The organism is Limnohabitans sp. (assembly GCF_044373035.1).
Classification (GTDB): domain Bacteria; phylum Pseudomonadota; class Gammaproteobacteria; order Burkholderiales; family Burkholderiaceae_C; genus Limnohabitans_A.
Map to the genome: position 1 here is coordinate 1 of NZ_JBILQU010000035.1, position 25831 is coordinate 25831.

Here is a 25831-nt window from a genome sequence, read left to right on the forward strand (position 1 = left end):
TCACAGCTGCGTGCGCAGCGTCCAGATTTCCGGGAAGAGCACAGTGTCCAGCATCTTGCGCAAATAGCTCACGCCGCCTGTGCCGCCCGTGCCGCGCTTGAAGCCGATCACGCGCTCCACCGTGGTCACATGCCGAAAGCGCCACAAGCGGAAGGCGTCTTCCAGATCGGTCAGTTCTTCGCCCAGTTGGTACAGGTCCCAATGTGCCTTGGGGTTGCGGTAAACCACGAGCCAGGCGTTTTCCACCGCCTCGCTGGCCGGGTAGGGCTGACGCCAGTCTCGTTGGGTGTGGGTGCCCGGCACATCCAGGCCACGGCGCTTCAAAAGGCGCAAGCACTCGTCGTACAGCGATGGCGCTTCGTAAGCCGCTTGCACGATGGCCAAGAGGTCGGGGCGGTGCGCGTGGGGCTGCAGCATGGCGGCGTTTTTGTTGCCCATTGAAAATTCAATGCAGCGGTATTGCCAGCTTTGGAAACCGCTGGACTGCGCCAGGTAGGGGCGGATGGCGCTGTACTCGGGGGGCGTCATGGTGGCCAGCACGTCCCAGGCATGGACCAGTTGCTCCATGATGCGGCTGACGCGGGCGAGCTTCTTGAAGGCATCGGGCAGTTCGTCCGCCGCCATGTTGTGCATGGCCGCTTGCAACTCGTGCAGCATCAGCTTCATCCACAACTCGCTGGTTTGGTGCTGCACGATGAACAGCATCTCGTTGTGGTCGGGCGAGAGCGGTTGTTGTGCATTCAGGATCGCATCGAGCTGCAGGTAGTCGCCGTAGCTCATGCGACCGTCAAAGTCGAGCTGGGCTTTTTCTTCTTGCACGATGCGCTCGCCGGGCACTGCGTTGACCGTGTTGGGTGCGGAGGAAAAAGGGCAGGAACTCATGGGGTGCCTTTCAGGTCACGGCGTTTTTCTGGGCGAAGCGGGCGTCTTGCCATTCGCCGCTTTCCATGACTTGGACCAAGTGATCTGCAGCGTGCCACACATCGGCGTAACCGATGTACATCGGCGTGAATCCAAAGCGCAGGATGTCTGGGTGCTGGCCGCCGTCGCCTGCGCGGAAGTCGCCGATCACGCCGCGTGCGATCAAGGCTTGCACGATGGCGTAGGCACCATCGGAGCGGGTCAGGCTCACTTGTGAGCCGCGCAGGGCTTCCTCAGTCGGTGTGGCGATGCCAAAGCCGTGGCCGTGCAAGCGCGTGCGCACCAGTTGCATGAACAGGCCCGTGAGCGCCAGCGATTTTTGGCGCAGCGCGGCCATGCCGCCCAGCGCTTGGGCACTCAAAAAAGCGTTCAAGCCGCAGTCCAGCGCCGTGAGGCTCAAGATGGGCTGCGTGCCGCACTGGTAGCGGGTGATGCCCTTGGCGGGTTGGTAGTCGGGCGTGAAGGCAAAGGGTGCGGCGTGGCCCCACCATCCCGCCAGCGGTTGCCAAAAGCGGTCGGTGTGTTGCGGGTGTACCCACACAAAAGCCGGCGCGCCGGGGCCGCCGTTCAAGTATTTGTAGCCGCAGCCCACCGCAAAGTCGGCCCCTGAGCCGTTCAGGTCCACCGGCACCGCGCCTGCACTGTGTGCCAGGTCCCACACCGTCAGGATGTCTTGCGCGTGGGCCTGCGCGGTGACGGTTTGCATGTTGTGCATGGTGCCGGTGCGGTAGTTCACATGGGTGAGCATGAGCACCGCCACATCGGGTTGGAGGGCGGTGGCGATGTCGTCGGCTTCGACCAGTTGGAGGGTGTAGCCGCGTTCTTTGCACAGGGCTTCGGCGATATAGAGGTCTGTCGGAAAGTTGCTGCGTTCGCTGACGATTTTGGTTTTGTGCGGGTGGTCGGCGGCGGCGATGTGCAGCGCGGCGGCCAGCACTTTGAACAGGTTGATCGAGGTGCTGTCAGCGGCGATCACTTCGCCGGCTTGGGCTCCGATGACGCGGGCGATTTTGTCGCCCACGCGTTGGGGCAGGTTGAACCAACCGGCGCTGTTCCAGCTTTTGATCAGGTCTTGCCCCCATTCGTGGGTGACGGCATGGGCCACGCGGGCCGGGGCGGTTTTGGGCAATACGCCCAGCGAATTGCCGTCCAGGTAAATCACCCCTGTGGGCAGGTCAAATTGCGCACGCAGGCTTCGCAAAGGGTCTTGCGCGTCCAGCAGTTCGCAGTCTTGCAGGGTTGGGGTGAGGTTCATCATGGGTGAGTCTTTCAAATGGCGTTTCAAAGTTCGCGCAACACCGCTCGCACCGGGCTGGCGTCGGCGGTCATGAGTTTGAGGGGCAGGGCGATCAGTTCGTAATCGCCTTCCGGAACGTCATCAAGCAGCAGGTTTTCCAGCACGCGCAAGCCGCGTTGGCGGATGGCCTGGTGGCTGGGCAGCAGCTTGCTGTCGGCCGGGTCGATGCTGGCGCTGTCGGTGCCGATCAGCAGCACGCCCAGATCGGCCAGGTGCTGCACGCAGGCGGGGTCAAAACCGGTGAGTTGGGGGTCGAACTGCGCGAGTGGAAACTGGCGGTAAGTGCGCACCAGCACGCGTGGGGGCAGATCGGCCAGGGCGTGCTGCAGGTGGGCGATGGTGATCAAGGGGCCTGCGTCCAGCGAATGGATCACGCGGCAATGGCCCAGAAAAGGCTGCAGGTCCAAAGCGCCAACGGTCGCGCCTTGCGGGTCATAGTGCAGCGGCGCATCAGCATGTGCGCCCACATGCGGCGACATCGTGATGGCACTCACGTTGACTGGGCAGGTGTCCGACAGCGTGGCGGCCCATTGCTGGGTGTAATGCGTGTCGCCCGGAAAGACAGGGCTGTGCGCGTCAACAGGCGGGGATATATCCCAAAGTTTGTCCCAAAGTTTTTTCATGGTGTTCGAAGGTAGCACCCCAGAAAAAACCGTGGTGTCGGTTATTTCCAACACCCGTGAAATTCAGGCGTTGAGCGCAGGCAGGCCGTGGCGGCGGCGCGCTTGTTCGCAGGCGGGGCTGCCTTCTTCAAACTCACGGCAGGGTGAAGGTCGCCATTCGTAAATGCCGCAGATCGCTTTTTCGCCCGTTTTGCCATACAGGGCTGCACAGCGTGGCGGGCTGTGGTCGGTGCCGCGCATGCGGCAGGTGTGCTCGGTGATGGGTGAGGCCAGCCCGGCGGGGACATCGCCGCCGCCTTCTTCGTATTCGGAAACAGAAAAGTCCACCCTGAAGCTGACGCAGCAAGCGCCGCAGGTGGTGCAGGCAGACATGTCAGGCGTTCACGCGACCCAGCAGCAAAAATTCCATCAGCGCTTTTTGTGCATGCATGCGGTTTTCGGCTTCGTCCCACACGACCGATTGCGGGCCGTCAATGACTTCGGCGCTGACTTCTTCACCCCGGTGCGCGGGCAGGCAGTGCATGAACAGGGCGTCGGGCTGGGCCACTTGCATCATGGCTTCGTCCACGCACCAGTCGGCAAAGGCTTTCTTGCGCGCTTCGTTTTCGGCCTCAAAGCCCATGCTGGTCCACACGTCGGTGGTGACCAAATCTGCGCCTCGGCAGGCATCTTCGGGGTCTTTGAAAATTTTGTAGCTGTCGGCGCTGCGCAAACCGGCCACGGCCTGGTCCACTTCGTAGCCGCTGGGCGTGCTCAGGTGCACCGTGAAACCCAGCAGCTCGGCCGCCTGCAGCCAGGTGTTGGCCATGTTGTTGCCGTCGCCCACCCAAGCCACGGTTTTCCCCTGAATGGAACCCCGGTGTTCGATGTAGGTGAAGATGTCGGCCAGGATTTGGCAGGGGTGGAACTCGTTGGTCAGGCCGTTGATGACCGGCACACGCGAGTGCGAAGCAAAGCGCTCGATCTTGTCTTGGCCATAGGTGCGGATCATGACGATGTCGGTCATGCGGCTGATGACGCGGGCGCTGTCTTCGATGGGCTCGGAGCGGCCCAGTTGGCTGTCGCCGGTGGTCAGGTGCACCACCGAGCCGCCGAGCTGGTACATGCCCGCTTCAAAGCTCACACGGGTGCGGGTGCTGGCTTTTTCAAAAATCATGGCCAGCGTACGGTCGGCCAGCGGGTGGTATTTTTCGTAGGCCTTGAACTTGCGCTTGATCTCGGCGGCGCGTGCAAACACATGCGCGTACTCGTTAGCCGAGAGGTCGGTGAACTGCAGGTAGTGCCGCACGGGCGCTGGGGCGATGCTCATGGCGTTTCTGCCAAAAAATTCTTGATCAGGGGCACCAAAATGGCGACCACTTCGTCGGCTTCGGCTTCGGTCATGACCAGCGGCGGGACCAAGCGGATCACGCTGTCGGCCGTCACGCTCAGCAGCAGGCCAGCTTCGGCGGCCCGTGTCCAAATGGCACCGCAAGGGCGGTTAAGTTCAATGCCCAACATCAGGCCCTGGCCGCGAACCTCTTTCACGCCCTGAACGCCCGCCAGGGCTTTTTCAAGGGCACCGCGCAGATGGTCACCCACCCGTGCTGCATTGGCCATCAGGCCGTCTTTTTCCATGATGCGGATGGTCTCGACCCCGGCGCGCATGGCCAGCGGGTTGCCGCCAAAAGTGGTGCCGTGGTTGCCGGGCTGGAAAATGTGAGCGGCCTTGGGGCCCGCCACCACCGCGCCAATCGGCACGCCCGAGCCCAGGCCTTTGGCCAGCGGCATCACGTCGGGCACGATGCCTGCCCACTGGTGGGCAAACCATTTGCCCGTGCGGCCCATGCCGCACTGCACCTCGTCGATCATCATCAGCCAGTCTTTTTGGTCGCACAGGGCGCGCACTTGCTGCAGGTATTCGATGCGCATGGGGTTGATGCCACCTTCGCCCTGGATCGTTTCCATGAACACGGCCACCACGTTGGGGTTGCCTTCGGTCGCTTTTTTGAGGGCTTCAATGTCGTTGACCGGCACGCGCACAAAGCCTTCAAGCATAGGGCCAAAGCCTTTTTTCAGCTTCTCGTTGGCCGTGGCGCTCAGAGTGGCGATGCTGCGGCCGTGGAAGGCTTTTTCGTAGACCACGATCTCGGGTTTGTCGATGCCCTTGTCGTGACCGTATTTGCGCGCCAGTTTGATGGCCGCCTCGTTGGCTTCCAGGCCGGTGCAGCAGAAAAATACATTCGTCATGCCCGACAACTCGACCAGCTTGGCCGCCAGCACTTCGGCGTTGGGCACATGGAAGTAGTTGCAGCTGTGGATCATCTTGGCCAGCTGGTCCTGCAGCGCAGGCACCAAATCGGGGTGGTTGTGCCCCAGGGTGTTCACGGCAATACCGGCCAATGCGTCGAGGTACTCCTTGCCATTGACGTCCCAGACTCGGCAACCTTGACCATGGCTGAGTGCGATCGGCAGTCGGCCATAGGTGTTCATGGTGTGCGGTGAGGCGGCTTCAATGTGAGCGGTCATGCGTGAACTCCGGAAAAAAAAGCGGCTCAACATGGAGAGCCGTTGAGGTGGGATTTTAGAGGCAGAAAGGGCGGCCGGGCGGCCTGTTCTTTCCAGCCTTTCGCCAAGGCGTTTTGAATCGCTTCAAGTCTTATATAAGATAGAATACTTGGGTAAACCCGCGGGTGGCGATCCCGCCCTGCGGGTCCGACCGACTTACACCTCTATCCGATGGTTTCCCACAACGCCAAAGAAGTTTTCATCCAGGGCATCACCCAGGACGGCAAGCCTTTCAGGCCCAGCGACTGGGCCGAACGCCTGGCGGGCGTCATGAGCCCCTTTCGCCCCGGCGGCGCTGTTCCGGGCAGCCACTTGAGTTATTCGCCTTGGTGCATTCCCACCACCTTGGCGGGGGTGAAGTGCGTCATCGTGAACCACGATCTGCGTGATCACAACGTCATGGCCTGGGATTTTGTGATGAACTTCGCGCGCGACAATGGCTTGCAAGTGGCTGAAGCCTGTTTGTTGCCTGACCCACCTCCCAAAAAATAAGAACCATGAACCGACCGCCCCCAAGGGCGGTTTTTTTGTTTCCAACGAGGTTGGTTAGACAGATTGCAATGCACCTCGCTGAGTTGGGGCCATCGCCGGGTGACGATTTTTACGAGCGAAGCGAGTCATGAGGAGCCCGGCGATGGCCCCAACTCAGCCTTCGCCCAGCGGATGACAAGCGCCCATGAAAAAACCGCCAAGGTTTGCACCTGGGCGGTTCAGTGTTCGCGGACAGCGCACCCGTTTCAAACGGCAGCGAGGACGGGGCCTCGCCGGGCTGTTGATCTGGTGGAGCGGATCAGGCTGCAGTCGCTGCGTGAGCCAGAGTCTTGACTTTGGCGCTCAGGCGGCTCTTGTCACGAGCGGCCTTGTTCTTGTGGAAGATGCCCTTGTCGGCAATGATGTCCACCACGGTTTGCATCTTGGCAAACAACTCGGTGGCTTTGGACTTGTCGCCTGCTGCAACGGCTTTTTCGACGTTTTTCACGGCGGTGCGGTATTTGGAGCGCAGCGAAGAGTTCGCAGCATTGATTTTGACGTCTTGACGGACGCGTTTACGACCGGATGCAAGACGGGGGTTTTTCTTTTTGGGTTTAGCGGATGCCATGTATAAGTTCTTTCAATGTCTGAGGATGATGTCCAGCGAACCGAATATTCTAGCAGACCTTCAGCGAGTCTTCTGCTCTGAGCAGTGAGCGCCAGCCTTGGCCTGCGCGCCAATCCCCGTCGTTGTCATGGCCTTGCGGGTCAGTCAGAAAGTGACCGCTACACTCGCCCTCTGTGAGCCTCCTACGATCTGCCTCCGTTGTGTCAATTTTTACCCTGGCCTCCCGGGTCACGGGTTTGGTGCGCGAGTTGCTCATCGCCTCCATGTTCGGGGCCAGCGCCTTGACCGACGCCTTCAATGTGGCCTTTCGCATTCCCAACTTGTTTCGTCGGCTGTTTGCCGAAGGGGCGTTCAGCCAGGCCTTTGTGCCAGTGCTGGCCGCCAGTCGTGCCCAGCATGGCGACGAAGCCACCAAGGAAGTGATCGACAGCGTGGCCACGGCCCTGGCCTGGTCGGTCCTGGCTTTATCGGTCTTGGGTGTGCTGGCTTCACCTTGGCTGGTGTGGGCTTTGGCCAGTGGTTTGCAGCAAGATGCCCGGGGTTACGGCGCGGCCGTCAACATGACAAGCTGGATGTTTCCCTACATCGCCTTCATGTCCATGGTGGCCTTATCGGCGGGGATTTTGAACACTTGGAAGCGTTTTGCTGTCCCCGCAGCCACGCCCGTGCTGCTGAATGTGAGCGTGATCGCCGCCACTTGGTTTTTGTCGCCCTGGTTGGCCAAGCAAGGTGTGGAGGCCATTTATGCCTTGCCCGTGGGTGTGATGGTGGGCGGGGTGTTGCAGTTGGCGGTGCAAATTCCGGCCTTGGCCCGGCTGGGTTTGTTGCCCCGCCTGGGCGTGCGGCCCCGCGCCGTCAAGAAAGCCTGGACCAACCCCGCCACCTTGAACATCCTGCGCCTGATGGGGCCGGCTTTGCTTGGCGTGGGCGTGGCCCAAATTTCCCTGCTCATCAACACCCAGATCGCCTCTTACATGGCCCCGGGCAGCGTCAGTTGGTTGACCTATGCCGACCGTTTGATGGAGTTTCCAACGGCCATTTTGGGCGTTGCGCTGGGTGTGGTGCTGATGCCGCAATTGGCCGCAGCCAAAGCCACAGGAGACATGGAACGTTATGCGGCCATGCTCGACTGGGGTTTGCGATGGGTGTTGCTGCTGGCCTTGCCTTGTGCGGCGGCTTTGCTGGTGTTTTCGCAGCCACTGGTGTCGGTGCTTTACCACTATGGGGCCTTCACCGACCGCGATGTGCAGCAAACCACTTTGGCCCTGACGGGCTACGGCGTGGGCTTGCTGGGCCTGGTGGCCATCAAGGTGCTGGCCCCGGGTTACTACGCCAGCCAGGACATCCGCACCCCGGTGCGCATCGCGGCGGTGGTGCTGGTGCTCACGCAGATTTTCAACGTCATTCTGGTGCCTTATTTGGCCCACGCCGGGCTGGCGTTGTCCATTGGCTTGGGCGCTTTGGTCAATGCCTTGTGGCTGCTGGTGGGATTGCTGCGTCGGGGCAGTTACAAACCGCAGCCCGGCTGGTGGCGCTTTGGCTTGCAGGTGCTGCTGGCAACCGCCTTGATGACGGCCTTGCTGTGGTTCGCTGCGAACCATTTGCCCTGGGTGGCCATGCGCCAAGAGGCTTGGCTGCGCATCGGCTGGATGGCGGTGGTTTTGGCGGGCTCTGCCTTGCTTTATTTTGGCGTGTTGTGGGCCACAGGTTTGCGGCTCAAGACCTTTCTCAAGCGTTGAACCATTCCAAATGTCTTTGAATTTATCCCCCCCGACCCCGCTCAGTTACTTTGCCAGCTTGGTGCAAAGCGACGATCAGTTCCCCTTGCTGGAGGCTGCGGCCAGTTTGGCGCAGGATGAAGAACCCACGCTGGATGTGCAGCAGGTGCTCGACGATGTGGCGCGCTTGGTCAAAAGGGTGAAGGCGCGCATGCCCGTGGCGGCCGATGACCTGACCCGATTGGCCAACTTGACGCAGGTGTTTTACAAAGACCTGGGTTTTGGGATGAATGCCAACGACTATTACGCCCCTGAAAACAGCTACATCTTTGACGTGTTGCGCACGCGCCGGGGGATTCCGATTTCACTGGCAGTGATTTGGCTGGAGTTGGCCCAAGCCTTGGACTTGCAGGCGCAAGGCATTTCCTTTCCTGGTCATTTTTTGGTCAAAGTGGCGCTGGAGGGCGGCTTGGTGGTGCTGGATCCGCTCACGGGCGAGTCCTTGGGCTTGGACAGTTTGTCAGACAGGCTGAGTCCTTACAGGGCCCCCGAAGACCAGTTCGCAGCCCCCGACTTGGACGAGGGTGAAACCCCTTTGGGTTTGTATTTGCAAGCCTGCCCACCCCGCGACATGTTGGCCCGCATGCTGCGCAATCTGAAAGAAATTTTCCGCTCGCAAGAAGATTGGCCCCGCATGCTCCAGGTGCTAGAGCGGTTGGTGATTTTACTGCCCGAGGCTTGGGACGAGCGACGCGACCGGGGCTTGGTGCACGCCGAGTTGGGGCATGTGCACGAGGCCTTGCAGGACCTGAGGCAGTATTTGGAGTTCGCGCCGGCAGCGCCCGACACGGCGGCGTTGCGCAACCGGGTCAACGAGCTTTCAGCGCTTTGACCGGGTGCTGATTCGGCCTCGAATTTTAGTTTTCAAGCCCAATGGCTTGAGGCCCAAAAGCTCAGGACACCACCACCTGGGCCCCATCGCCTTGCGGCGCGATGCGCCCAATCGTGTAAACCGCTTCACCCAAGCCGCGCAGTGTGGCGGCGCAGGACTGGGCTTCGGCTGCGTCCACCACCACCACCATGCCAATGCCGTTGTTGAAGGTGCGGTTCATTTCGAGGTCGTCGATGCCAGCCGTCTTTTGCAGCCAGGCAAACAGCTCGGTTTGAGGCCAGCTGCTTTTTTGCAGGTGGGCGGCCAGGCCATCGGGCAACACGCGGGGGATGTTTTCGAGCAAACCGCCACCGGTGATGTGGGCCAAGGCCTTGATGCCCGAGGCTTCTTCCGTGTTCGGGTGCGCAGCCAATGCGGCCAAAACGTTCAGCACATACAGGCGGGTGGGCTCCATCAGGGCTTGCTTGAAGGGTTTGCCGTCGAGCCTGGCCGGGGTGTTGGCACCTGCGCGCTCGATGCATTTGCGCACCAGGGAAAACCCGTTGGAGTGCACGCCGCTGGACGCCAGGCCCAGCACCACATCCCCGGCTTTCACGTTCTGGCCCGTGAGGATTTTGGATTTTTCGACCACGCCGACCGCAAAACCGGCCAAGTCGTATTCACCAGAGGGGTACATGCCGGGCATCTCAGCGGTTTCGCCGCCGATCAGGGCGCAGCCCGACAGCTCGCAACCTTTGGCAATGCCGCCCACCACCGCCGCTGCAGTGTCTACGTCCAGTTTGCCGCAGGCAAAGTAGTCCAGAAAGAATAAGGGCTCGGCCCCTTGCACCAGCACGTCGTTCACGCTCATGGCCACCAGATCGATGCCCACGGTGTCGTGCATGTTCCATTCAAACGCCAGTTTGAGCTTGGTGCCCACGCCGTCGGTGCCGCTCACCAGCACGGGTTCTTTGTAGCGCTTGGGCACTTCAAACAGCGCGCCAAAACCACCGATGCCAGCCAGCACGCCTTCGCGCATGGTTTTTTTGGCCAGGGGCTTGATGCGTTCGACCAGCGCGTCGCCCGCAACGATGTCGACGCCAGCGTCTTTGTAGGAAAGAGGGGGTTGAGTCATGGATTTGGCCCGGTTGGGGCATGTGAATGGGGAGAGGGGCAATAAACGGGCTGGCAGACTAAAATCAAAGCTTATTTTAAGGGTTAGCACTGAGCGAACAGCACTGACCCTGACAAAACAAGAGACTGCATGCAAGCCCCCCTTCCTTTTTTGATGACCCGACTGGCCGCCTGGCTGGGCGTGGCCCTGCTGGCTGTGCTGGTTTTATGGTTGCTCGCGCCGGTGCTGGCCCCGTTTGTCATTGCAGCGGTCATGGCCTATGTTCTGCACCCCTTGGTGATCAGGCTAGAGGGTGTGTCCGGTGGGCGTTTGCCTCGTGCTCTGGCGGTGGTGTTGGTGGAGGCGCTGGCCTTGCTGTCCCTTTTGGGGTTGTTTTTGTTGCTGGTGCCGATCCTGGTACGCGAATGGCCCCTGTTGCAGCAGCAACTGCCTTTGTTGCTCGACCGCGTGGGCGATGCCATCAACCCTTTGTTGGCCCAGCTGGGCCTGAATGTTTCGCTGGATCTGGACGAACTGAAAAAACAACTGGTGACTTATCTGAGCGCGAACCGCGAAGACTGGTGGGCCCCACTCATGTCCTCGCTCAAACTCGGCGGCAGCGTGGCGCTGGCTTTGGTGGGTTATGCGGTACTGGTGCCCGTGGCTTTGTTTTACATGTTGTACGACTGGACTCGGCTGGTCAACAGTGTGCTGGAGTTGGTGCCACCAGCCTGGCGCGAGCGTTTTGATGGCTTCATGCACGACTGCGACGAGGTGCTGGGCGAGTACCTGCGCGGGCAGATGCTGGTGATGCTGGCACTCGCCGTGTTTTACGCATTGGGCCTGAGTTTTTTTGGGCTGGATCTGGCACTGCCCATCGGAGTGTTCACCGGACTGGCCGTGTTTGTGCCTTACCTGGGTTTTGGCCTGGGCCTGGTGCTGGCGCTGTTGGCGGGCTTGCTGCAGTTGGCGCCCTCGCAAGCCGTGATGATGGTGGCCGTGGTCTACGGCCTGGGGCAGTTGCTTGAGAGCTTTGTGCTGACGCCTCGCCTGGTAGGGGAGCGCATCGGCTTGCACCCGCTGGCTGTGATTTTGGCCTTGATGGCTTTTGGTCAGGTGCTGGGTTTTGTGGGTGTGCTGATCGCCTTGCCAGCCAGTGCCGTCTTGTTGGTGGGCTTGCGCCGTTTGCGTCACCAATACCTGCAAAGCGATCTTTACCAACAAAGCGGTTCTGACGATGCCAAGCAGGGACCAGACCGGGCATGAAGCAACTGGCTTTGGACATCGGCTTGGCTTCAACGCCCACGCTGGACAATTTTTTTGCAGGCCCCAACGCGGCGGCCTTGAGACACTTGCGTTTGTGGACCGCATCGGGCAGCCGCTCCCCCGTGCCCAGTTATTTGTGGGGCGAAAGCGGTTCAGGCAAAACCCATTTGCTGCACGCGGTGCACCATGCGCTGCAAGAGCAGGGCGCGCAGGTCGGCTGGTTCGACGCCCACATCATGGATCCGCCCGAGTTCAACGACGGCTGGGTCGCCGTGCTGATGGACGATGTGCACCTGTACAACGCCGAGCAACAGCACACCGCCTTCAATTGGTTCGTCAACGCTTTGGCGCCCCGCAGCGGCACGCCGCGCTGGGTCTTGGCCGCAGGGGCTTTGCCTCCGGCCGATCTGAAGCTGCGCGACGACTTGCGCAGCCGCTTGGGCTGGGGTCACATCGAGGCCCTGCAGGTCCTTGGAGAGCCCGAGCGCCTTGCCGTGCTGCAACAAGAGGCCGACGTCCGGGGCCTGTTTTTGAGTGACGAGGTCATGTCTTACATGCTCAAGCGCTTTTCGCGTGATTTGGGCAGCCTCATGCAGCTGCTCGACCACTTGGACCACTACGCCTTGCAAACGCAGCGCGCCCTGACCATCCCGTTGGTGCGTGCGATGTTGGAGAATGAATGAAACTCGCCCTGTTTGATCTGGACCACACCTTGCTGCCACTGGACTCTGACCACAGCTGGGGCGTGTTCACCACCGAAATGGGTTGGACCGACCCGGCGGTGTTCGGCCAGCGCAACGACGAGTTTTATGCCCACTATCAGGCGGGCACACTCGATATTCATGACTACGTGCGCTTTGCCACCTGCGCCGCCCGCGAACGCGGCGCAGCCGAGGCGGCCCAAGCCCACGCCCGTTATATGGACGAAGTGATCCGCCCTCGCATCACGCCGCAGGCGCTGGCGCTGGTACGATTGCACCAACTCGCGGGCGAGACGGTCATGATCGTGACCGCCACCAACGAGTTTGTGACCCGTCCGATTGCTCAAGCCTTTGGTGTGAGCGAGTTGATCGCAGTCGACCTTGAACGCGATGCCAGCGGCTGGATCACGGGCGAGATCCGGGGCACCCCGTCGTTTCGGGAAGGTAAAGTCATCCGGGTCGCGCATTGGTTGAACCAAAAAGGCCTGGGTTGGGGCGACGTGGAGATGACGTTCTACTCGGACTCCATGAACGATTTGCCGCTTTTGGAAAAAGCCCACCATCCGGTGGCAACGAACCCTGACGCTCGGTTGCGTCAACTGGCCACAGAGCGCGGCTGGCGCATCCTCGAACTCTTTCAAGAATGATCAAACAATTCATCGACAAGCTGATGGGCAAAGCGCCCAAAAGCAACCAACCTAATTTTGGCCGCCGCACCGAGGTGCCCGCGTCTGTGCACGGCATCGACCCGAACTTGGTGGACGAGCGCGCCATCAACGTGACGCGCACCCTGCAGCAAGCTGGTTTTGAGGCCTACATCGTGGGCGGCGCGGTGCGTGACCTGTTGCTGGGCCTGCGTCCCAAAGACTTTGACGTGGCCACCAATGCCACGCCTGAGCAAGTCAAGGGTCTGTTTCGCCGCGCTTTCATCATTGGGCGGCGCTTTCGCATCGTGCATGTGGTCTACGGCCGGGGGCGCGACAACGAGGTGATCGAAGTCTCCACATTCCGGGCGCACCTGGACAACGCAGCGGCTGAGCAGGTCAAAGGCAACGAACGCACCAGCAAGAGTGAGTTGGCGGGGATGAAGCACGCGGTGGACTCCTCAGGTCGTGTGCTGCGCGACAACGTTTGGGGTCCTCAAGACGAAGACGCCACGCGGCGCGATTTCACCGTGAACGCCATGTACTACGACCCCGAGTCGCAAATCGTGGTGGACTACCACGGTGGCATTCAGGATTCGAAAAAGCGCGTCCTGCGCATGATTGGCGATCCTGTGGCGCGTTACCGCGAAGACCCGGTGCGCATCATTCGCGCCGTGCGTTTTGCCGCCAAACTCAGCCACTTAGGCTTCAAACTGGAGGCCAAGACCGCCAAGCCCCTGACCCAGTCGGCCACTTTGCTGGCCGACGTACCGCAAAGCCGTTTGTTTGATGAGATGCTCAAGCTGCTGCAAACCGGACATGCGCTGGCGTCCATTGAGCAGCTGAAAAAGCTGGGCCTGGCCACCGGCGTTTACCCTTTGCTGGATGTGGTGGTGGAGCGGGTGGACAGTGCTTTTGTGCAAGTGGCGCTGGCCGATACCGACCGCCGCGTGGGCGAGGGCAAGCCGGTCGCCCCGAGCTTCTTGCTGGCTTGTGTGTTGTGGGCCGATGTGCGAGAAGGCTGGGCCAAACGCCTGGCCCGCAAAGAGCACCCGCACCCGGCCCTGCAAGACGCGATCGATGAGGTGTTTGATGCCCGCATCGGCGATGTGTCCGGGCGCGGCAAGCTGGCGGCTGATATGCGCGAGATCTGGATGATGCAGCCCCGCTTTGAAAAGCGGGTGGGCAGCACGCCCTTTGGCCTGGTCGAGCAGCCACGCTTTCGCGCAGGCTTTGACTTTTTGCGTTTGAGAGCAGACATCGAGGAAGTGGACATTCGCTTGGCCGACTGGTGGCAAGAGTTCAGTATGGCCAGTGATTCGGAGCGTGAAGACCTGGTGCAGGCGGCCAAGGCCGAGCAGCAAGTCTCGCAGGCAGCCAAGCCGCGAGTGCTCCGCGCACCCCGATCAGAAGGCGCGCCAGCGCCTGCACCACTGGACACAAAGCCCGGCGCTTCAGATTCAGATAACGTTGGCGTTGGCGTTGGCGAGCCCAAAAAACGCCGCCGTCGCCGCCGCAAACCCGGTGAGGGGGGCGATTCGGCTGCTGATTCTGGCGCTACGGGCTGAGTCGCCCCTGAATGAACCCAGAATCTTGCCCATGGCCCACTTGCCGCGTCAGAACGTGACCGCTTATGTGGCGCTTGGGGCCAATTTGGGCGATGCACGGCAGAGGGTGCGGGAAGCCTTCGATGCCTTGGCGCTTTTGCCCAGCACCCAGCTGCTCAACTGTTCGCAAATTTACCGCACTGCGCCGCATGAGGCACAGGGGCCGGATTATTTCAATGCCGTGGCCCGCATCGAGACGGGCTTGACGGCCCCCGATTTGCTGGATGCTTTGCAGGCCATCGAAAACCAAGCAGGCCGACTGCGTCCTTATCTGCATGCCCCAAGAACTTTGGATTTGGATTTGCTTTTCTTCGGCGACGCCCAGGTGCTCAGCCCGCGCTTGACGGTGCCTCATCCGCGCTGGCGTGAAAGAGCCTTTGTGCTCTTTCCCTTGGCCGATGTGTGGCCAGAGCGCGTCAGCCCTGAAGACTTGATGCGTGTGGCGGGGCAGGGCATTGAACGCGTGCCAGAGGGTGCGCTAGGCGGTGCCTGAGCCGGTGCAGGCCTTACTGGCTGATCAAGCGGGCGGCCTCGATCTGGTATTCGAAATAGCGCTGGAAGCTGAAGACCAGGCTGGCCATCAAGGCGGTGGTGCCCAGGAGCAATGCGCTGGCGATGCCGATGATTGTGCCCCAGTGGGTGCGGCCTGCTGGGTTGAGTTCTTCGCCTTCTGGGTTGAATTTGGCATTCCATTTCTCAATGCTGCTCAGGCCGTAAACAATGGCGTTCAAAGCGCAGCCGGCGATTGTGAATCCCAACAAGGGGATCAGCAACCAACTGAGCGTGTCGTCTTGGCCCAGCAGCTGCACGCGCTCCAACCCATAAAAACCCAGTGCTGTTGGAATGGGCAGCAACCAAGCCAGCGTGTCTGAAAACCCGTAAAGGTAAAAGCGGTGAAGGCCCAGAGGGCCCGTCCAAAAAGCCAACCAAGTTGCAATTGTTTTGTTTTTCATCTTGTTGATTATTGCGGAGTGGGGCTGTCACCTGCACCCAAAGGCTTTTTATTGTGACCGCATCGAGCCAGCGGTCGAATCTCCAGCCGCAGGACTTGAGCACACCGACGTGGCTGAAACCCAATGCGGTGTGCACGCCAATCGAGCCCGCATAGGCAAAATCGCCAACGACAGCTAAAAATGTGCGCACCCCAACGCGCCCGGCGGCCCGCCCTATCGCCTCGGTGGGGGCGATTTCGAAGGTGCCTGTGCCGGTGAGCACATGGTGGCCGTGAATGGCGGTGAAGGCGACGATGTCTTCGTCGCGGCTGGGACGGATCAACGGCAAGGCTCACGTTGTATAATGGCGGGCTGATCAGTGTGTCACTGGCCGGGTGGCCAGCTGCGTGTCTCAAACGCTGATAGAAAACGGGTTGACCGGCATTTGCTCCGGTCAGACCCAACCACCCAAGGATAAATCATGGTTGTTATTCGTCTGAACCGCGGCGGCTCTAAAGCACGTCCTTTTTTCAACATCGTCGTTGCCGACAAGCGCGTGCGTCGCGATGGTCGCTTTCTCGAGCGCATCGGTTTCTACAACCCCACAGCCAAAGGTGGCGAAGAGGGTTTGCGCATTGCACAAGACCGTCTGACTTACTGGACAGGCGTTGGGGCCCAGGCTTCTCCCACTGTGGAACGCCTGATCCGTCAGGCTGGCAAAGTCGCAGTCTGATAGGCCGTTAAAGCCCATGCGCCCCGCCTTGGATACTGCCGCTTTGCCGGCCGACGCCATCGAAATCGGGCGCATCACCGATGCCTGGGGTATCAAAGGCTGGTTCAAAGTCTTGCCCCACAGCGCCTCCCCCGAGGCGCTTTTTTCTTCCAAGCAGTGGTTCTTGTTGCCGCCTGACAGGCCAATGAAGCCCAAACGCTCGACAGAGGCTGCCCCAGTGGCTCCGGGTCAGGCAATTTGGGTTGAGCCCTTGTTGCTCCCCATCAAAGAAGTCAAAAATCATTCCGACACTGTGGTGGCTTTTGCTCAGGGCATAGACGACCGCAATGCGGCAGAGTTTTTGCGTGGTGCACGCATTTTTGTCCCCCGCTCCAGCTTTCCTGCAGCGGCCGATGGTGAGTATTACTGGGTTGATTTGCTGGGCTTGCAGGTGGTCAATCGAGAGGGTCTCGACCTAGGGCTGGTGCGTGACCTCATGTCGACGGGCCCGCAAACGGTGCTTGTCATTGAGGCGCCTTCAGAAGTCGAAGGCGGAAAAGCCATTGAGCGCATGATTCCTTTTGTTGCGGCGTTCGTCGATGCTGTCGATCTGCCTGGCAAACGCATCACCGTTGACTGGCAGCCCGATTACTGAATCACAGCCACAGCAGCGGAGGTCATCCATGCGCTTTGACATCATCACCCTGTTTCCCGAGTTGTTTGCACCGCTGCTGACCAGTGGCATCACGCGCCGTGCCTACGAAAGTGGTTTGGTGGAAGTGCATTTCTGGAATCCCCGCGATCACACCGAAGGCAATTACCGCCGAATCGACGACCGCTCATTTGGCGGTGGTCCTGGCATGGTCATGTTGGCCGAGCCCTTGTTCAAATGCCTGACGGCCATCCGGGCTGCGCGCCAGGAAACAAGCCCTGCACCTTTGGTGCTGTTTTCGCCCATTGGTCAGACGCTGAACCATGGTGCCGTTGAGCAATGGTCGGCGAGCGTAGGCGCTGTGTTGTTGTGTGGTCGTTATGAGGGCGTTGACCAACGCTTGATTGACCAGTATGTGGACCAGCAAATCAGTTTGGGCGACTTTGTGCTTTCGGGTGGTGAAATCGCCGCCATGGCCTTGCTGGATGCGGTGGCCCGATTGCAGCCGGGTGTGCTGGGCGACGAGGGCAGCCACCAGCTCGACAGCTTCAATCCGGCACTCGATGGTTTGCTGGACAGCCCGCATTACACCCGCCCCGAAGTCTGGCAGGGCCAAGCGGTGCCGCCTGAATTGATGTCGGGCCACCACGCGCACATTGAACGCTGGCGGCGCGAACAAAGCCTGAGTTTGACGGCCATGCACCGCCCCGAGTTGCTCGAGCAAGCCCGTCAGACTGGGGGGCTGAACCGCCAGGACGAGGCCTTTCTGAAACAAGCTCGTGGCAACATGTTTGGTACGGACGAGGCCTTGTCTGCGAAAAAGCTATAATGGCAGGCTTTTCGATCCTCTACCCGCCGCGATCTGGTTCAGTCATGCACAAACATGGCCCCTACAACACAGATCGCCCCTTGTGTAGCGAGGCATGATCGGACGGAGTTCAAAAAATGAATTTGATTCAAACTCTTGAGCAGGAAGAAATTGCCCGTTTGGGTAAAGTGATTCCTGAGTTTTCCCCCGGCGACACCGTGATCGTCAGCGTCAACGTGGTAGAAGGTGCGCGCAAGCGTGTCCAGGCCTACGAAGGTGTTGTGATCGCCAAGCGCAACCGTGGTCTGAACAGCGGCTTCACTGTGCGCAAGATCTCCAGTGGCGAAGGCGTGGAACGTACCTTCCAAACCTACAGCCCCGTGATCGCCAGCATCGAAGTCAAGCGCCGTGGTGATGTTCGCCGCGCCAAGCTGTACTACCTGCGTGACCGCAGCGGCAAGTCGGCACGTATCAAAGAAAAGTTGCCTCAGCGCAAAGCAGCTCCTGCTGCCAAAGCGTAAAGCCTTTTCGGCCCTGCGAGAAAACCGCCCGGGTTTGCGCCCAGGGCGGTTTTTTTATGGGCGCGTCAAAACACGCATCCATTCCGTCCATGAAAAAAGGCCTTGCCGGTGGGGGCAAGACCTTGGTGGAGATCTTGAAGTCCTGGGTTAAACCCAGGAAAACGATCAACCGCGAGTGATTTTCAGCACGCGGGTGCCGCCACGCTTGCCTGCAGGGCCTTCGCCTGCGGCGTGGGGTTTGAAGTTGCCTGCACCAAACTGCTTGGGGCCGCGGGCGAACTTGTCACCTGCTCCCGCCGCGCCACGGGGGGCAGGGCGGGCGGCGTTGCGGTTGTCACCACCACGCTCTTCCCAGCGGCCACCTTGACGTGGACCGTCCTGGCGTGCGTCTTGGCGCGGGGCAGGGCGGCTGTCGCCCTTGTCCCAGGGGTGTGCGGGTGCAGCGCGTTGCTCAAAGCGGTCGCCGCCACGGTTGTCACCACGGGGAGCGTCAAAACGGCCCCCTTCTTTGCGCTGGTCGAAGCGGGGTTCTGCGCGTTGTTCAAAGCGGGGCTGCTCGTCGCGGAAGTTGCCACGCGGGGCGCGGTTGTCAAAACCACCGCCAGCATTGTCGCGGTCACGGTTGCCACCGAAGTCGCGGCCACCGGGGGCGGGACGGCCACCACGGAAACCACCGCCTGCGTTGGCGTAATTGCGCTCGCCACCAAAGCGGTCACCGCCACGGCCCATGGGCTTACGGGCTTCGGGCACGCGCACTTTGGGCTCCAGGCCTGGAATCACTTCGGCCTTGAACGGCTGGCGTGTGTAGGACTCGATGTCACCGATTTTGCGGCGGTCACGGATTTCGGCAAAGGTCACGGCCAAGCCATCGCGGCCAGCGCGGCCTGTGCGGCCAATGCGGTGGGTGTAATCCTCGGCCTTCATCGGCAAGCCGAAGTTGAAGACGTGGGTGATGGTGGGCACGTCGATGCCGCGAGCGGCGACGTCGGTCGCGACCAGAATCTGGACCTGGCCGTTGCGCAAGGCCATCAGGCGGCGGTTGCGCATGCCTTGGCTCAAGGCGCCGTGCAGGGCCACAGCCGAAAAGCCGTCTTGTTGCAAGTCAGCGGCCAAACCGTCGCATTCGATTTGGGTGCTGGAGAACACGATGGCTTGGTCGATCGTAGCGTCGCGCAACCAGTGGTCAAGCATCTGGCGCTTGTGTTGGGCGTTGTCGGCCCAGAACAGCACCTGTTTGATGTTGTTGTGCTTTTCTTGGGGGTTGTCGATCTGGATTTTCTGAACCGAAGAGCCGCCGTCGTGCATCACACGCATGGCCAGTTGCTGAATGCGTGGCGCGAAGGTGGCGCTGAACATCATGGTCTGGCGACGCTGGCTGGTCATGTCATTGATGTCAGCCAGGTCGTCCGAGAAGCCCAGGTCGAGCATGCGGTCGGCTTCGTCCACCACCAAAAACTGAACTTGGTCCAACTTGATTTGCATGGAGCGCTGCAGGTCGAGCAAACGGCCAGGTGTGGCCACCACCAGGTTGGCGTTTTGCAGCTTGGCAATTTGCAGCTGATAAGGCATGCCGCCGACCACGTTGGCCACGCGCAGACCGCGCGTGTGCTTGACCAACTCGATGGCGTCTTGCGCCACCTGTTGGGCCAATTCACGTGTGGGGCACACGATCAGGGCGCCGGGGGCGGGGGCCTTGAAGTTGCGTGGGTTGGTGGGGTCTTTGCGCTTGGCGCGCTTGGGTGCGGGCTCGCCCTTGGCGGCAGCGTCGGCGCAGGCTTGGTCGAATTCGGCGCGTTCAGCGGCTTCTTGGTCGGCCATTTGCTGAATCAGGGTGTGCAAAACGGGCAGCAAAAAGGCGGCGGTTTTGCCGCTGCCGGTCTGGCTGGAGACCATCATGTCGGTGTAGCCATTGGACTTGCCATCTTTGGAGCCGCCTGCCGTGGGCAACGCCAAAGGAATGGTACGCAATTGCACAGCGGTGGGCTGGGTGTAGCCCAGATCGGCCACGGCTTGCACCAACTCAGGGGCCAAGCCCAGCTCAACGAAGCCGTTGGGCACATCGGCGATGGCTTCAATTTCTTCGGCCTCTTCGACGTCGACTTCAGGTACTGCGTCGGCGGTGATTTCAGCCGCTGCAGCGACCATGATTTCAGTGGCCAAATTGGTCGGGGCTGCTTGTGCAGTCGACTCGGTGGCGATGGATGTGATTTCGGCAGGCGACAAGTCGTCCTGCACTGTGTTCAAAGTGTCGGTCATGTGTATGTATAAAACTCGCACGGAACAACGGCCGCTAACAGAAAACTGTTGCTGATGGCCGCAGGCACCGCAAGGTTGAAAAAACATCAACCATCAAACGGTGCTCGCGAGTGGCGCTGGGCGTGGAGCCTGGCCGCTGTGAGTGACCCTATCGTTGGGTCAAGGCATGAAGGGAGATGTATGAAACGCTGCACCTTTGTGCAGCGATCCCGCCATTATGGCACGGATCAGAAAAATCGCTAGGGTTTTCCCTGAAAAGATCACAAACGGATGAAATGCTCGCGGTAATGTGCCAGCTCGTCGATCGATTCGTGCACGTCGGCCAGGGCGGTGTGCTTTTGCTGCTTTTTGAAACTGGCATACACCTCGGGCTTCCAGCGGCGAGACAACTCTTTGAGGGTGCTCACATCCAAATTGCGGTAATGGAAAAACGCATCCAGCTTGGGCATGTACTTGACCAAGAAGCGCCGGTCCTGGCTGATGGTGTTGCCGCACAGCGGTGAACTGTTTTTGGGCAAGTACATTTTCAGAAAGGCCAGGATCTGGGCTTCGGCATCGGCTTCGCTGGTGGTCGAGGCCTTGACCTTGTCGATGAGCCCACTTTTGCCGTGGGTGCCTTTGTTCCACTTGTCCATTTGGTTCAGCAGTTCGTCGCTTTGGTGAATCACCAGCACAGGGCCTTCTATGCGGGGCCTGAGGTGCGGGCCGGTCACGATGACGGCGATCTCCAGCAGACGTTCTTTTTCAGGGTCCAGGCCCGTCATTTCGCAATCGATCCAGACCAGGTTCTGGTCGGATTTGGGCAGCTCTGCGGCTTCAGAGGTGTGGGTGTTCGCATCAGACATCCAAGGATTGTCGCCGATGCCATGAGCCCTTGGCTATGGGCTTGAATCGCGGTGCCCCTCACGGCACCCAAGGTGCGGCTTCTACAATGGCGGCATGAATGCATCCCTGACTTTGACCCTGACGCTGGTGGTGGCCTTGTTGGCCCATGTGGCGCTCAAGTTCTGGCTGAACGTCCGCCAGGTGCGGCATGTGGCCTGCCACCGCGGTGCGGTACCTGTGGCTTACGCCGACACCATGGCTTTGGCCGACCACCAAAAAGCGGCCGATTACACCTTGGCCAAAACCAGGTTGTCGCAAATCGACATAGCCCTGGAGGCCGCCGTGCTGTTGGGCTGGACACTGCTGGGCGGGCTCGATGCGCTCAATCAGCTGCTTTTGGACTGGATGGGTCCCGGCATGGCGCAGCAAATCGGACTGGTGCTGGGCTTCATGCTGGTCGGTGGCCTGATCGGGCTGCCTTTGTCGCTGGTGCAAACCTTTGGCGTGGAGCAGCGATTTGGCTTCAACAAGATCACGCCTGCCTTGTGGTTGGCCGATTTGGCCAAGGGACTGGTGTTGGGTTTGGCGTTGGGCCTGCCGCTGCTGTGGGTGGTGCTGTGGCTCATGCAAGCTGGGGGCGCGTGGTGGTGGCTGTGGGCCTGGGGTGTGTTGGTGATTTGGCAATTGTTTTTGATGGCGATTGCCCCCAATGTGATCATGCCGCTGTTCAACAAATTCACGCCCCTGGAAGACGAGTCGCTCAAGACCCGCGTGCAGGGCCTGATGCAACGCGCGGGCTTCACCGCCAAAGGGTTTTTTGTGATGGACGGCAGCCGCCGCTCGGCGCATTCCAATGCGTTTTTCACAGGCTTCGGAGCCAGCAAGCGCGTGGTGTTTTTTGACACCTTGCTCAAGCAACTGAGCCCAGCCGAAATGGAAGCGGTGTTGGCCCATGAGCTGGGCCATTTCAAGCACAAGCACATCGTCAAAATGATGGTCACCAGTTTTGCCATGACGCTGGCGGGGTTGGCGCTGCTCGGCTGGTTGGCGCAGCAGGTCTGGTTTTACACCGGCTTGGGCGTGATGCCCAACCTGTCGGGCAGCAACGATGCGCTGGCGCTGGTTTTGTTCATGTTGGTCACGCCTGTCTTCACTTTGTTCTTCGCGCCCATGTCGTCCTGGCGATCGTGTCAGCAAGAGTTCGAGGCCGATGCCTATGCGGTGTCGCAAACGCCAGGCCAAGACTTGTCTTCGGCCTTGCTCAAGCTCTACCAAGACAATGCTTCGACTCTGACACCTGATCCGTTGTACGTGAAGTTTTACTATTCGCACCCGCCGGCCAGCGAACGTCTGCTGAGGATGAAAAACGCATGAGCACCTTGGAAATTCGCGCCCTCAAGCCCACCGAGGTGATCATGGCGCTTGGCCAAATTTCGGGCTGGCGTTTGTCGGGCGATGGGGAAAATGTCGTCATCGAGAAAACCTTTGAGTTTGCCCAACACACGCATGCGTTGCTGTTTGTCAACAGCGTGGGCTGGTTGTCTGAAAAGCTCAACCACCACCCGGAGCTGGTCTTGACTTATCGCCGTTGCGCAGTGCGCTGGAACACACACGACGTTCATGGCTTGAGCCGCTTGGACTTTGAAGCAGCCTCGCAAACCGATGCCTTGCTACCGGTATGAAGCGGCATGAATAAATCGAAAGCTCGCCCGGCCTTGCCCCTGACCAAGGGTCTGGAGTCAGGCTTGGTGGTGGCCACCTATGGCCGCCACTGCTTGGTCGAGACACCCGAAGGCCGCCGCCTGATTTGCCACCCTCGGGGCAAGAAAAACCAAGTGGTGGTGGGCGATCAGGTGCTGTGGCAAATCGCAGGCGACGAGGGCAGCATCGAAAAACTGCAAGAACGCCGCAACCTGTTTTACAGGCAAGACGAAATCCGCACCAAGTCCTTTGCCGCCAACTTGGACCGCGTGCTGATCTTGATTGCCGCCGATCCTGAATATTCAGAAAGCCAACTCTCACGCGCCTTGGTGGCGGCCGAGGCCGAGCGCATCACGCCCATCATCGCGCTCAACAAAAGTGACTTGGCCCAGCCCTTTGCACAAGCCTGGGAGCGCCTCTCGCCTTACCGCGCCATGGGTTACAGCGTGATGCCCATCAGCCTGAGCCCTCGCAGCCCGGTGGCCGACGATGGCGTGGCCGCCTTGTGTGCGCATTTGCAAGGACTGACCACCTTGGTGCTGGGTCCGTCGGGCAGTGGCAAGAGCACGCTGATCAACCGCTTGGTGCCCGATGCGCAGGTGGAAACCGGCGAGATTTCGCTGGCGCTCAACTCGGGCAAGCACACCACGACCAGCACGCGTTGGTACTGGGTGCCCGCGCTGGATGGTTCTGCTGAAGATGGTGCTGCACGCACCGCCTTGATCGACTCCCCCGGTTTTCAGGAGTTTGGCCTGCACCACATCGAGCCTACGCGCCTGGCCGACTTAATGCCCGATTTGAAAAAGCACTTTGGCGGCTGCAAGTTCTACAACTGCACGCATTTGCACGAACCAGGTTGCGCCGTGTTGGTGCAAGTTGAAACCGCTGAGCATCCCGGCACCATCAGCGTACGCCGTCACCGCATTTACGCGCAGCTGTTTGAGGAGTTGGGCCAGCAGCGCTGGTGAAGGGCAGGGCGCCTTTAGCCCACCAAGTTGGCCATGGTCAGCAAAGCCACCAGCACCAGCCACATGATGACCGTGCGCCAGACCAGGCCCACCACTTGGGCAAAGTGGGCCACGCTGGCCACGCGCCCGGGGGTACTGCTGCTGTCCAGGTTGTCGGGCGCTGTCATGCCCTCGGCCACGGGTTGCAAAGCCGCGCCACCCAAACGGATGTTGATGGCCCCAGCCGTAGCTGCCAGGATCACCCCATCATTGTCTTGCGGAAAATTCTGTGCGTGCTGCCGCCAGCCGTCCATGGCATCTTCAAAGCTGCCCACAATGGCAAAGCCCAAAGCCGTCATGTGCGAGGGCAGCCAGTCCACGGCCTGCCACGCCCTTGTCGAGACGGAGCGCAACACCTCGCTGGGCAAAGAGCCATCAGCTGAAGGTGTTTGCCAGCGGCGCTGGGTAAATTCTGTCAGGCGGTAAATCACCGGGCCCACTGGCCCTAGGCCGATGATGGACAGGGCGGCGTACCAAAAAAACACCCCGAACACATGGCGGTGCGCGGCGATCACCGAGTACTCGATCACGTGCCGCACGATTTCGCTGCGTGGAATTTGCCCCACCTGCACCTGCTGCCATTGCGCCAGCAACTCGCGGGCTTTGTCTTCGTCGCCGTTTTCCAGGGCTTCGCGGATGCCGGTGAAATGGTGGCTGAATTGCCGGAAACCCAGCGTCGCATAGAGCAGGGCCACATTCCACAGCACAGCCACCCACCAGCCCAGCGTCCAATCGAGCAACCAATGCAAGAGCACGGCCAGCAAGGCAGGGGACAAAACAGTGATACCCCACGTCACCCAAGCCTGTGGCCGGGTGCCTGCGTCGAACGTGCGCACCACCCAGGCCGTCCAGTGCTCGACAGCGGCAAAGACCTGGTTGTCGGCCTTCAGGGGGCGGGCTTGCTCCAGCACCAGGGCCAGCAAGATGGCAAAAAAACTCATGGCATTCTCATGTTGACGGGTTGGCAGCCAGGAAGCGGTAGAAATTACGCAGCATCCCGGCAGTGGCACCCCAGATGAAATGTTCCACCGTCTGGACTTCGCCATTGGGGGCGATTCGGCACTCCTCGTACGGCATCGAAAACCATTGTCGCTGAGATCCCTGCCACTCGAAGGCATGTCGCCGGTGGTTGGCCGGGTTCATCAAAAAAGACAGAGGCGCTTCAAACACATCGGCCACCTCGTCTGTATTCAGGTGCAGTTCGAAATCGGTCGAGACCAGGCCAATGACTGGCGTCACCCAAAACGAGGTGCCCGTGATGTAAACCGGCAACTCGCCAATGACCTGCACATGGCGGGCCGCTAAACCGACTTCCTCTTCGGCCTCGCGCAAGGCTGTGGCCTGCATGTTGGCGTCCTCGGGGTCCACCTTGCCGCCGGGAAACGCAATTTGTCCCGAATGGGTCTTCATGTGTGCGGCGCGGCGCGTCAGGAGCACTGTGGGTGACGAAGCTTGCGGCCCGCGCATCACAATGGGCACCAGCACCGCCGCCTGCACTGGGGGGCGCTCAGAGGTGAAGCTTTCGCGCACCACTTCCGGCTGCCACACAGGTGGCTGAGCAAACCGGGCCTTGAGGGCTTCGGGCTGCAAAAAAGCAGTCGGCACAGCGGGCATGTCGTGGTCGATTTGCCAAACCGGGACTTGTCGGGGATCAAACAGTGGATTTTTGGACACGGTCGGTCTTTATAACCGACAAGGGCATGCATGCTGGCGCGGCACCCGCGGCGGTCTTGGCCCCAGCGCACAGAGGCCTGGCCGTAAAATGAACGGGTTGCCCTATTTAGCAACGTTACTGGTTTTATACATATGGATACAGGTCATTTCATGAAACGCGATTATTTCTCTCCCGACGCCCGTTCCGAACGCCGCTTTGGCGATCACCGAGGCAGCACCTGCATGGCTTTGATCGACGGCCGATTCTTGATCTGGTTGGCCCAGCAAGGCGCGATGGGGGCCACCGGCGAATCGGTCAACCGCCAGGGCTTGATCAGCTTGCTGTCCCAGGCCCT

Annotated in this window: 28 protein-coding genes and 2 pseudogenes; 16 read left to right on the top strand and 14 right to left on the bottom strand. The window is 60.4% G+C overall.

The window, feature by feature from the left end:
* The 6 genes from kynA to ACIQ47_RS07280 form a co-directional block, all read right to left on the bottom strand.
* On the bottom strand, positions 1-882 hold the full coding sequence (gene kynA / locus ACIQ47_RS07255) for a tryptophan 2,3-dioxygenase (RefSeq protein WP_396437505.1): 882 nt from the start codon (positions 880-882) through the stop codon (positions 1-3).
* A 10-nt stretch (positions 883-892) separates the two neighbouring features.
* Positions 893-2179 carry a kynureninase gene (gene kynU / locus ACIQ47_RS07260; RefSeq protein WP_396437506.1) on the bottom strand — a complete coding sequence of 429 codons (1287 nt, stop codon included), beginning with the start codon at positions 2177-2179 and terminating at the stop codon, positions 893-895.
* A gap of 23 nt (positions 2180-2202) precedes the next feature.
* On the bottom strand, positions 2203-2841 hold the full coding sequence (gene kynB / locus ACIQ47_RS07265) for an arylformamidase (RefSeq protein WP_296292328.1): 639 nt from the start codon (positions 2839-2841) through the stop codon (positions 2203-2205).
* A 63-nt stretch (positions 2842-2904) separates the two neighbouring features.
* Positions 2905-3213, bottom strand: coding sequence for a YkgJ family cysteine cluster protein (locus tag ACIQ47_RS07270; protein ID WP_296292327.1), 309 nt, complete (start codon positions 3211-3213; stop codon positions 2905-2907).
* Position 3214: 1 nt separating this feature from the next.
* Positions 3215-4150, bottom strand: coding sequence for an ornithine carbamoyltransferase (gene argF, locus ACIQ47_RS07275; RefSeq protein ID WP_396437507.1), 936 nt, complete (start codon positions 4148-4150; stop codon positions 3215-3217).
* The gene (locus tag ACIQ47_RS07280; protein WP_396437508.1) at positions 4147-5349 is read right to left on the bottom strand and encodes an aspartate aminotransferase family protein; all 1203 of its coding nucleotides are present in this window, start codon (positions 5347-5349) and stop codon (positions 4147-4149) included. The genes argF and ACIQ47_RS07280 overlap by 4 nt, the downstream gene beginning before the upstream one ends.
* A gap of 210 nt (positions 5350-5559) precedes the next feature.
* Between ACIQ47_RS07280 and ACIQ47_RS07285 the strand changes: the two genes are divergently transcribed.
* Positions 5560-5880, top strand: coding sequence for a DUF3579 domain-containing protein (locus ACIQ47_RS07285; protein ID WP_296292324.1), 321 nt, complete (start codon positions 5560-5562; stop codon positions 5878-5880).
* A gap of 298 nt (positions 5881-6178) precedes the next feature.
* On the opposite strand, the gene rpsT is transcribed toward ACIQ47_RS07285, so the two are convergent.
* Positions 6179-6487, bottom strand: coding sequence for a 30S ribosomal protein S20 (gene rpsT, locus ACIQ47_RS07290; protein WP_396437509.1), 309 nt, complete (start codon positions 6485-6487; stop codon positions 6179-6181).
* Between the two features lie 173 nt (positions 6488-6660).
* On the opposite strand from rpsT, the gene murJ reads away from it, so the two are divergent.
* Both murJ and ACIQ47_RS07300 read left to right on the top strand, forming a co-directional pair.
* Entirely contained in the window at positions 6661-8226 is a 1566-nt protein-coding gene (murJ, locus tag ACIQ47_RS07295) for a murein biosynthesis integral membrane protein MurJ (protein WP_396437510.1), read from the top strand.
* A 10-nt stretch (positions 8227-8236) separates the two neighbouring features.
* Positions 8237-9097 carry a SirB1 family protein gene (locus ACIQ47_RS07300; RefSeq protein WP_396437511.1) on the top strand — a complete coding sequence of 287 codons (861 nt, stop codon included), beginning with the start codon at positions 8237-8239 and terminating at the stop codon, positions 9095-9097.
* A gap of 61 nt (positions 9098-9158) precedes the next feature.
* Here the strand turns inward: ACIQ47_RS07300 and purM are convergent, their stop codons facing one another.
* Positions 9159-10211 carry a phosphoribosylformylglycinamidine cyclo-ligase gene (gene purM, locus ACIQ47_RS07305; RefSeq protein WP_396437512.1) on the bottom strand — a complete coding sequence of 351 codons (1053 nt, stop codon included), beginning with the start codon at positions 10209-10211 and terminating at the stop codon, positions 9159-9161.
* 129 nt (positions 10212-10340) lie between these two features.
* Between purM and ACIQ47_RS07310 the strand changes: the two genes are divergently transcribed.
* Genes ACIQ47_RS07310 through folK form a run of 5 tightly spaced genes read left to right on the top strand, consistent with a single transcriptional unit; the run spans position 10341 to position 14901 of the window.
* On the top strand, positions 10341-11456 hold the full coding sequence (locus ACIQ47_RS07310) for an AI-2E family transporter (protein WP_396437513.1): 1116 nt from the start codon (positions 10341-10343) through the stop codon (positions 11454-11456).
* Positions 11453-12139 (top strand): DnaA regulatory inactivator Hda, encoded by a 687-nt coding sequence (gene hda / locus ACIQ47_RS07315; protein WP_396437514.1) that lies wholly within the window; start codon positions 11453-11455, stop codon positions 12137-12139. Before ACIQ47_RS07310 ends, hda begins: the two co-directional genes overlap by 4 nt.
* Positions 12136-12804 (top strand): HAD family hydrolase, encoded by a 669-nt coding sequence (locus ACIQ47_RS07320; RefSeq protein WP_396437515.1) that lies wholly within the window; start codon positions 12136-12138, stop codon positions 12802-12804. The genes hda and ACIQ47_RS07320 overlap by 4 nt, the downstream gene beginning before the upstream one ends.
* On the top strand, positions 12801-14369 hold the full coding sequence (gene pcnB, locus ACIQ47_RS07325) for a polynucleotide adenylyltransferase PcnB (RefSeq protein ID WP_396437516.1): 1569 nt from the start codon (positions 12801-12803) through the stop codon (positions 14367-14369). Before ACIQ47_RS07320 ends, pcnB begins: the two co-directional genes overlap by 4 nt.
* Before the next feature lie 31 nt (positions 14370-14400).
* Positions 14401-14901: a 2-amino-4-hydroxy-6-hydroxymethyldihydropteridine diphosphokinase gene (folK, locus tag ACIQ47_RS07330; RefSeq protein ID WP_396437517.1), complete on the top strand. Its 501-nt coding sequence runs from the start codon at positions 14401-14403 to the stop codon at positions 14899-14901.
* Positions 14902-14914: 13 nt separating this feature from the next.
* On the opposite strand, the gene ACIQ47_RS07335 is transcribed toward folK, so the two are convergent.
* A complete protein-coding gene (locus ACIQ47_RS07335) occupies positions 14915-15361 on the bottom strand; it encodes a hypothetical protein (RefSeq protein WP_396437518.1) in 447 nt (148 codons plus the stop codon).
* Positions 15362-15369: 8 nt separating this feature from the next.
* Positions 15370-15689, bottom strand: a pseudogene (locus tag ACIQ47_RS07340) (GNAT family N-acetyltransferase).
* A 132-nt stretch (positions 15690-15821) separates the two neighbouring features.
* Between ACIQ47_RS07340 and rpsP the strand changes: the two are divergent.
* The 4 genes from rpsP (at position 15822) to rplS (ending at position 18033) form a co-directional block, all read left to right on the top strand.
* Positions 15822-16073, top strand: coding sequence for a 30S ribosomal protein S16 (gene rpsP, locus ACIQ47_RS07345; RefSeq protein WP_396437519.1), 252 nt, complete (start codon positions 15822-15824; stop codon positions 16071-16073).
* Positions 16074-16089: 16 nt separating this feature from the next.
* Positions 16090-16707 (top strand): ribosome maturation factor RimM, encoded by a 618-nt coding sequence (gene rimM / locus ACIQ47_RS07350; RefSeq protein ID WP_396437520.1) that lies wholly within the window; start codon positions 16090-16092, stop codon positions 16705-16707.
* A 28-nt stretch (positions 16708-16735) separates the two neighbouring features.
* On the top strand, positions 16736-17533 hold the full coding sequence (trmD, locus tag ACIQ47_RS07355; protein WP_396437521.1) for a tRNA (guanosine(37)-N1)-methyltransferase TrmD: 798 nt from the start codon (positions 16736-16738) through the stop codon (positions 17531-17533).
* A 116-nt stretch (positions 17534-17649) separates the two neighbouring features.
* Entirely contained in the window at positions 17650-18033 is a 384-nt protein-coding gene (rplS, locus tag ACIQ47_RS07360) for a 50S ribosomal protein L19 (protein WP_090045435.1), read from the top strand.
* A gap of 165 nt (positions 18034-18198) precedes the next feature.
* Here the strand turns inward: rplS and ACIQ47_RS07365 are convergent, their stop codons facing one another.
* On the bottom strand, positions 18199-20289 hold the full coding sequence (locus tag ACIQ47_RS07365) for a DEAD/DEAH box helicase (RefSeq protein ID WP_396437522.1): 2091 nt from the start codon (positions 20287-20289) through the stop codon (positions 18199-18201).
* Between the two features lie 260 nt (positions 20290-20549).
* Complete coding sequence (gene orn, locus ACIQ47_RS07370) at positions 20550-21134, bottom strand: oligoribonuclease (protein WP_396437523.1); 585 nt, start codon at positions 21132-21134, stop codon at positions 20550-20552.
* 94 nt (positions 21135-21228) lie between these two features.
* Between orn and ACIQ47_RS07375 the strand changes: the two genes are divergently transcribed.
* Genes ACIQ47_RS07375 through rsgA form a run of 3 tightly spaced genes read left to right on the top strand, consistent with a single transcriptional unit; the run spans position 21229 to position 23783 of the window.
* On the top strand, positions 21229-22488 hold the full coding sequence (locus tag ACIQ47_RS07375) for a M48 family metallopeptidase (RefSeq protein ID WP_396437524.1): 1260 nt from the start codon (positions 21229-21231) through the stop codon (positions 22486-22488).
* Complete coding sequence (locus ACIQ47_RS07380; protein ID WP_396437525.1) at positions 22485-22796, top strand: 4a-hydroxytetrahydrobiopterin dehydratase; 312 nt, start codon at positions 22485-22487, stop codon at positions 22794-22796. Before ACIQ47_RS07375 ends, ACIQ47_RS07380 begins: the two co-directional genes overlap by 4 nt.
* A 6-nt stretch (positions 22797-22802) precedes the next feature.
* Positions 22803-23783 carry a ribosome small subunit-dependent GTPase A gene (gene rsgA / locus ACIQ47_RS07385; RefSeq protein WP_396437526.1) on the top strand — a complete coding sequence of 327 codons (981 nt, stop codon included), beginning with the start codon at positions 22803-22805 and terminating at the stop codon, positions 23781-23783.
* 14 nt (positions 23784-23797) lie between these two features.
* Here the strand turns inward: rsgA and ACIQ47_RS07390 are convergent, their stop codons facing one another.
* Together ACIQ47_RS07390 and ACIQ47_RS07395 are read right to left on the bottom strand one after the other, a co-directional pair.
* Positions 23798-24763 carry a CobD/CbiB family protein gene (locus tag ACIQ47_RS07390; RefSeq protein ID WP_396437527.1) on the bottom strand — a complete coding sequence of 322 codons (966 nt, stop codon included), beginning with the start codon at positions 24761-24763 and terminating at the stop codon, positions 23798-23800.
* A gap of 7 nt (positions 24764-24770) precedes the next feature.
* The gene (locus ACIQ47_RS07395; RefSeq protein ID WP_396437528.1) at positions 24771-25436 is read right to left on the bottom strand and encodes a CoA pyrophosphatase; all 666 of its coding nucleotides are present in this window, start codon (positions 25434-25436) and stop codon (positions 24771-24773) included.
* A 210-nt stretch (positions 25437-25646) separates the two neighbouring features.
* Here ACIQ47_RS07395 and ACIQ47_RS07400 point away from each other — a divergent pair.
* A pseudogene (locus ACIQ47_RS07400) lies at positions 25647-25831 on the top strand (hypothetical protein); the annotation flags it as partial.

Bases quoted from the DNA above. Each gene is read 5' to 3' on its own strand.
- kynA (WP_396437505.1), bottom strand. From the start codon at position 882: ATGAGTTCCTGCCCTTTTTCCTCCGCACCCAACACGGTCAACGCAGTG.
- kynU (WP_396437506.1), bottom strand. From the start codon at position 2,179: ATGATGAACCTCACCCCAACCCTGCAAGACTGCGAACTGCTGGACGCG.
- kynB (WP_296292328.1), bottom strand. From the start codon at position 2,841: ATGAAAAAACTTTGGGACAAACTTTGGGATATATCCCCGCCTGTTGAC.
- ACIQ47_RS07270 (WP_296292327.1), bottom strand. From the start codon at position 3,213: ATGTCTGCCTGCACCACCTGCGGCGCTTGCTGCGTCAGCTTCAGGGTG.
- argF (WP_396437507.1), bottom strand. From the start codon at position 4,150: ATGAGCATCGCCCCAGCGCCCGTGCGGCACTACCTGCAGTTCACCGAC.
- ACIQ47_RS07280 (WP_396437508.1), bottom strand. From the start codon at position 5,349: ATGACCGCTCACATTGAAGCCGCCTCACCGCACACCATGAACACCTAT.
- ACIQ47_RS07285 (WP_296292324.1), top strand. From the start codon at position 5,560: ATGGTTTCCCACAACGCCAAAGAAGTTTTCATCCAGGGCATCACCCAG.
- rpsT (WP_396437509.1), bottom strand. From the start codon at position 6,487: ATGGCATCCGCTAAACCCAAAAAGAAAAACCCCCGTCTTGCATCCGGT.
- ACIQ47_RS07300 (WP_396437511.1), top strand. From the start codon at position 8,237: ATGTCTTTGAATTTATCCCCCCCGACCCCGCTCAGTTACTTTGCCAGC.
- purM (WP_396437512.1), bottom strand. From the start codon at position 10,211: ATGACTCAACCCCCTCTTTCCTACAAAGACGCTGGCGTCGACATCGTT.
- ACIQ47_RS07310 (WP_396437513.1), top strand. From the start codon at position 10,341: ATGCAAGCCCCCCTTCCTTTTTTGATGACCCGACTGGCCGCCTGGCTG.
- hda (WP_396437514.1), top strand. From the start codon at position 11,453: ATGAAGCAACTGGCTTTGGACATCGGCTTGGCTTCAACGCCCACGCTG.
- ACIQ47_RS07320 (WP_396437515.1), top strand. From the start codon at position 12,136: ATGAAACTCGCCCTGTTTGATCTGGACCACACCTTGCTGCCACTGGAC.
- pcnB (WP_396437516.1), top strand. From the start codon at position 12,801: ATGATCAAACAATTCATCGACAAGCTGATGGGCAAAGCGCCCAAAAGC.
- folK (WP_396437517.1), top strand. From the start codon at position 14,401: ATGGCCCACTTGCCGCGTCAGAACGTGACCGCTTATGTGGCGCTTGGG.
- ACIQ47_RS07335 (WP_396437518.1), bottom strand. From the start codon at position 15,361: ATGAAAAACAAAACAATTGCAACTTGGTTGGCTTTTTGGACGGGCCCT.
- rpsP (WP_396437519.1), top strand. From the start codon at position 15,822: ATGGTTGTTATTCGTCTGAACCGCGGCGGCTCTAAAGCACGTCCTTTT.
- rimM (WP_396437520.1), top strand. From the start codon at position 16,090: ATGCGCCCCGCCTTGGATACTGCCGCTTTGCCGGCCGACGCCATCGAA.
- trmD (WP_396437521.1), top strand. From the start codon at position 16,736: ATGCGCTTTGACATCATCACCCTGTTTCCCGAGTTGTTTGCACCGCTG.
- rplS (WP_090045435.1), top strand. From the start codon at position 17,650: ATGAATTTGATTCAAACTCTTGAGCAGGAAGAAATTGCCCGTTTGGGT.
- ACIQ47_RS07365 (WP_396437522.1), bottom strand. From the start codon at position 20,289: ATGACCGACACTTTGAACACAGTGCAGGACGACTTGTCGCCTGCCGAA.
- orn (WP_396437523.1), bottom strand. From the start codon at position 21,134: ATGTCTGATGCGAACACCCACACCTCTGAAGCCGCAGAGCTGCCCAAA.
- ACIQ47_RS07375 (WP_396437524.1), top strand. From the start codon at position 21,229: ATGAATGCATCCCTGACTTTGACCCTGACGCTGGTGGTGGCCTTGTTG.
- ACIQ47_RS07380 (WP_396437525.1), top strand. From the start codon at position 22,485: ATGAGCACCTTGGAAATTCGCGCCCTCAAGCCCACCGAGGTGATCATG.
- rsgA (WP_396437526.1), top strand. From the start codon at position 22,803: ATGAATAAATCGAAAGCTCGCCCGGCCTTGCCCCTGACCAAGGGTCTG.
- ACIQ47_RS07390 (WP_396437527.1), bottom strand. From the start codon at position 24,763: ATGAGTTTTTTTGCCATCTTGCTGGCCCTGGTGCTGGAGCAAGCCCGC.
- ACIQ47_RS07395 (WP_396437528.1), bottom strand. From the start codon at position 25,436: ATGCCCGCTGTGCCGACTGCTTTTTTGCAGCCCGAAGCCCTCAAGGCC.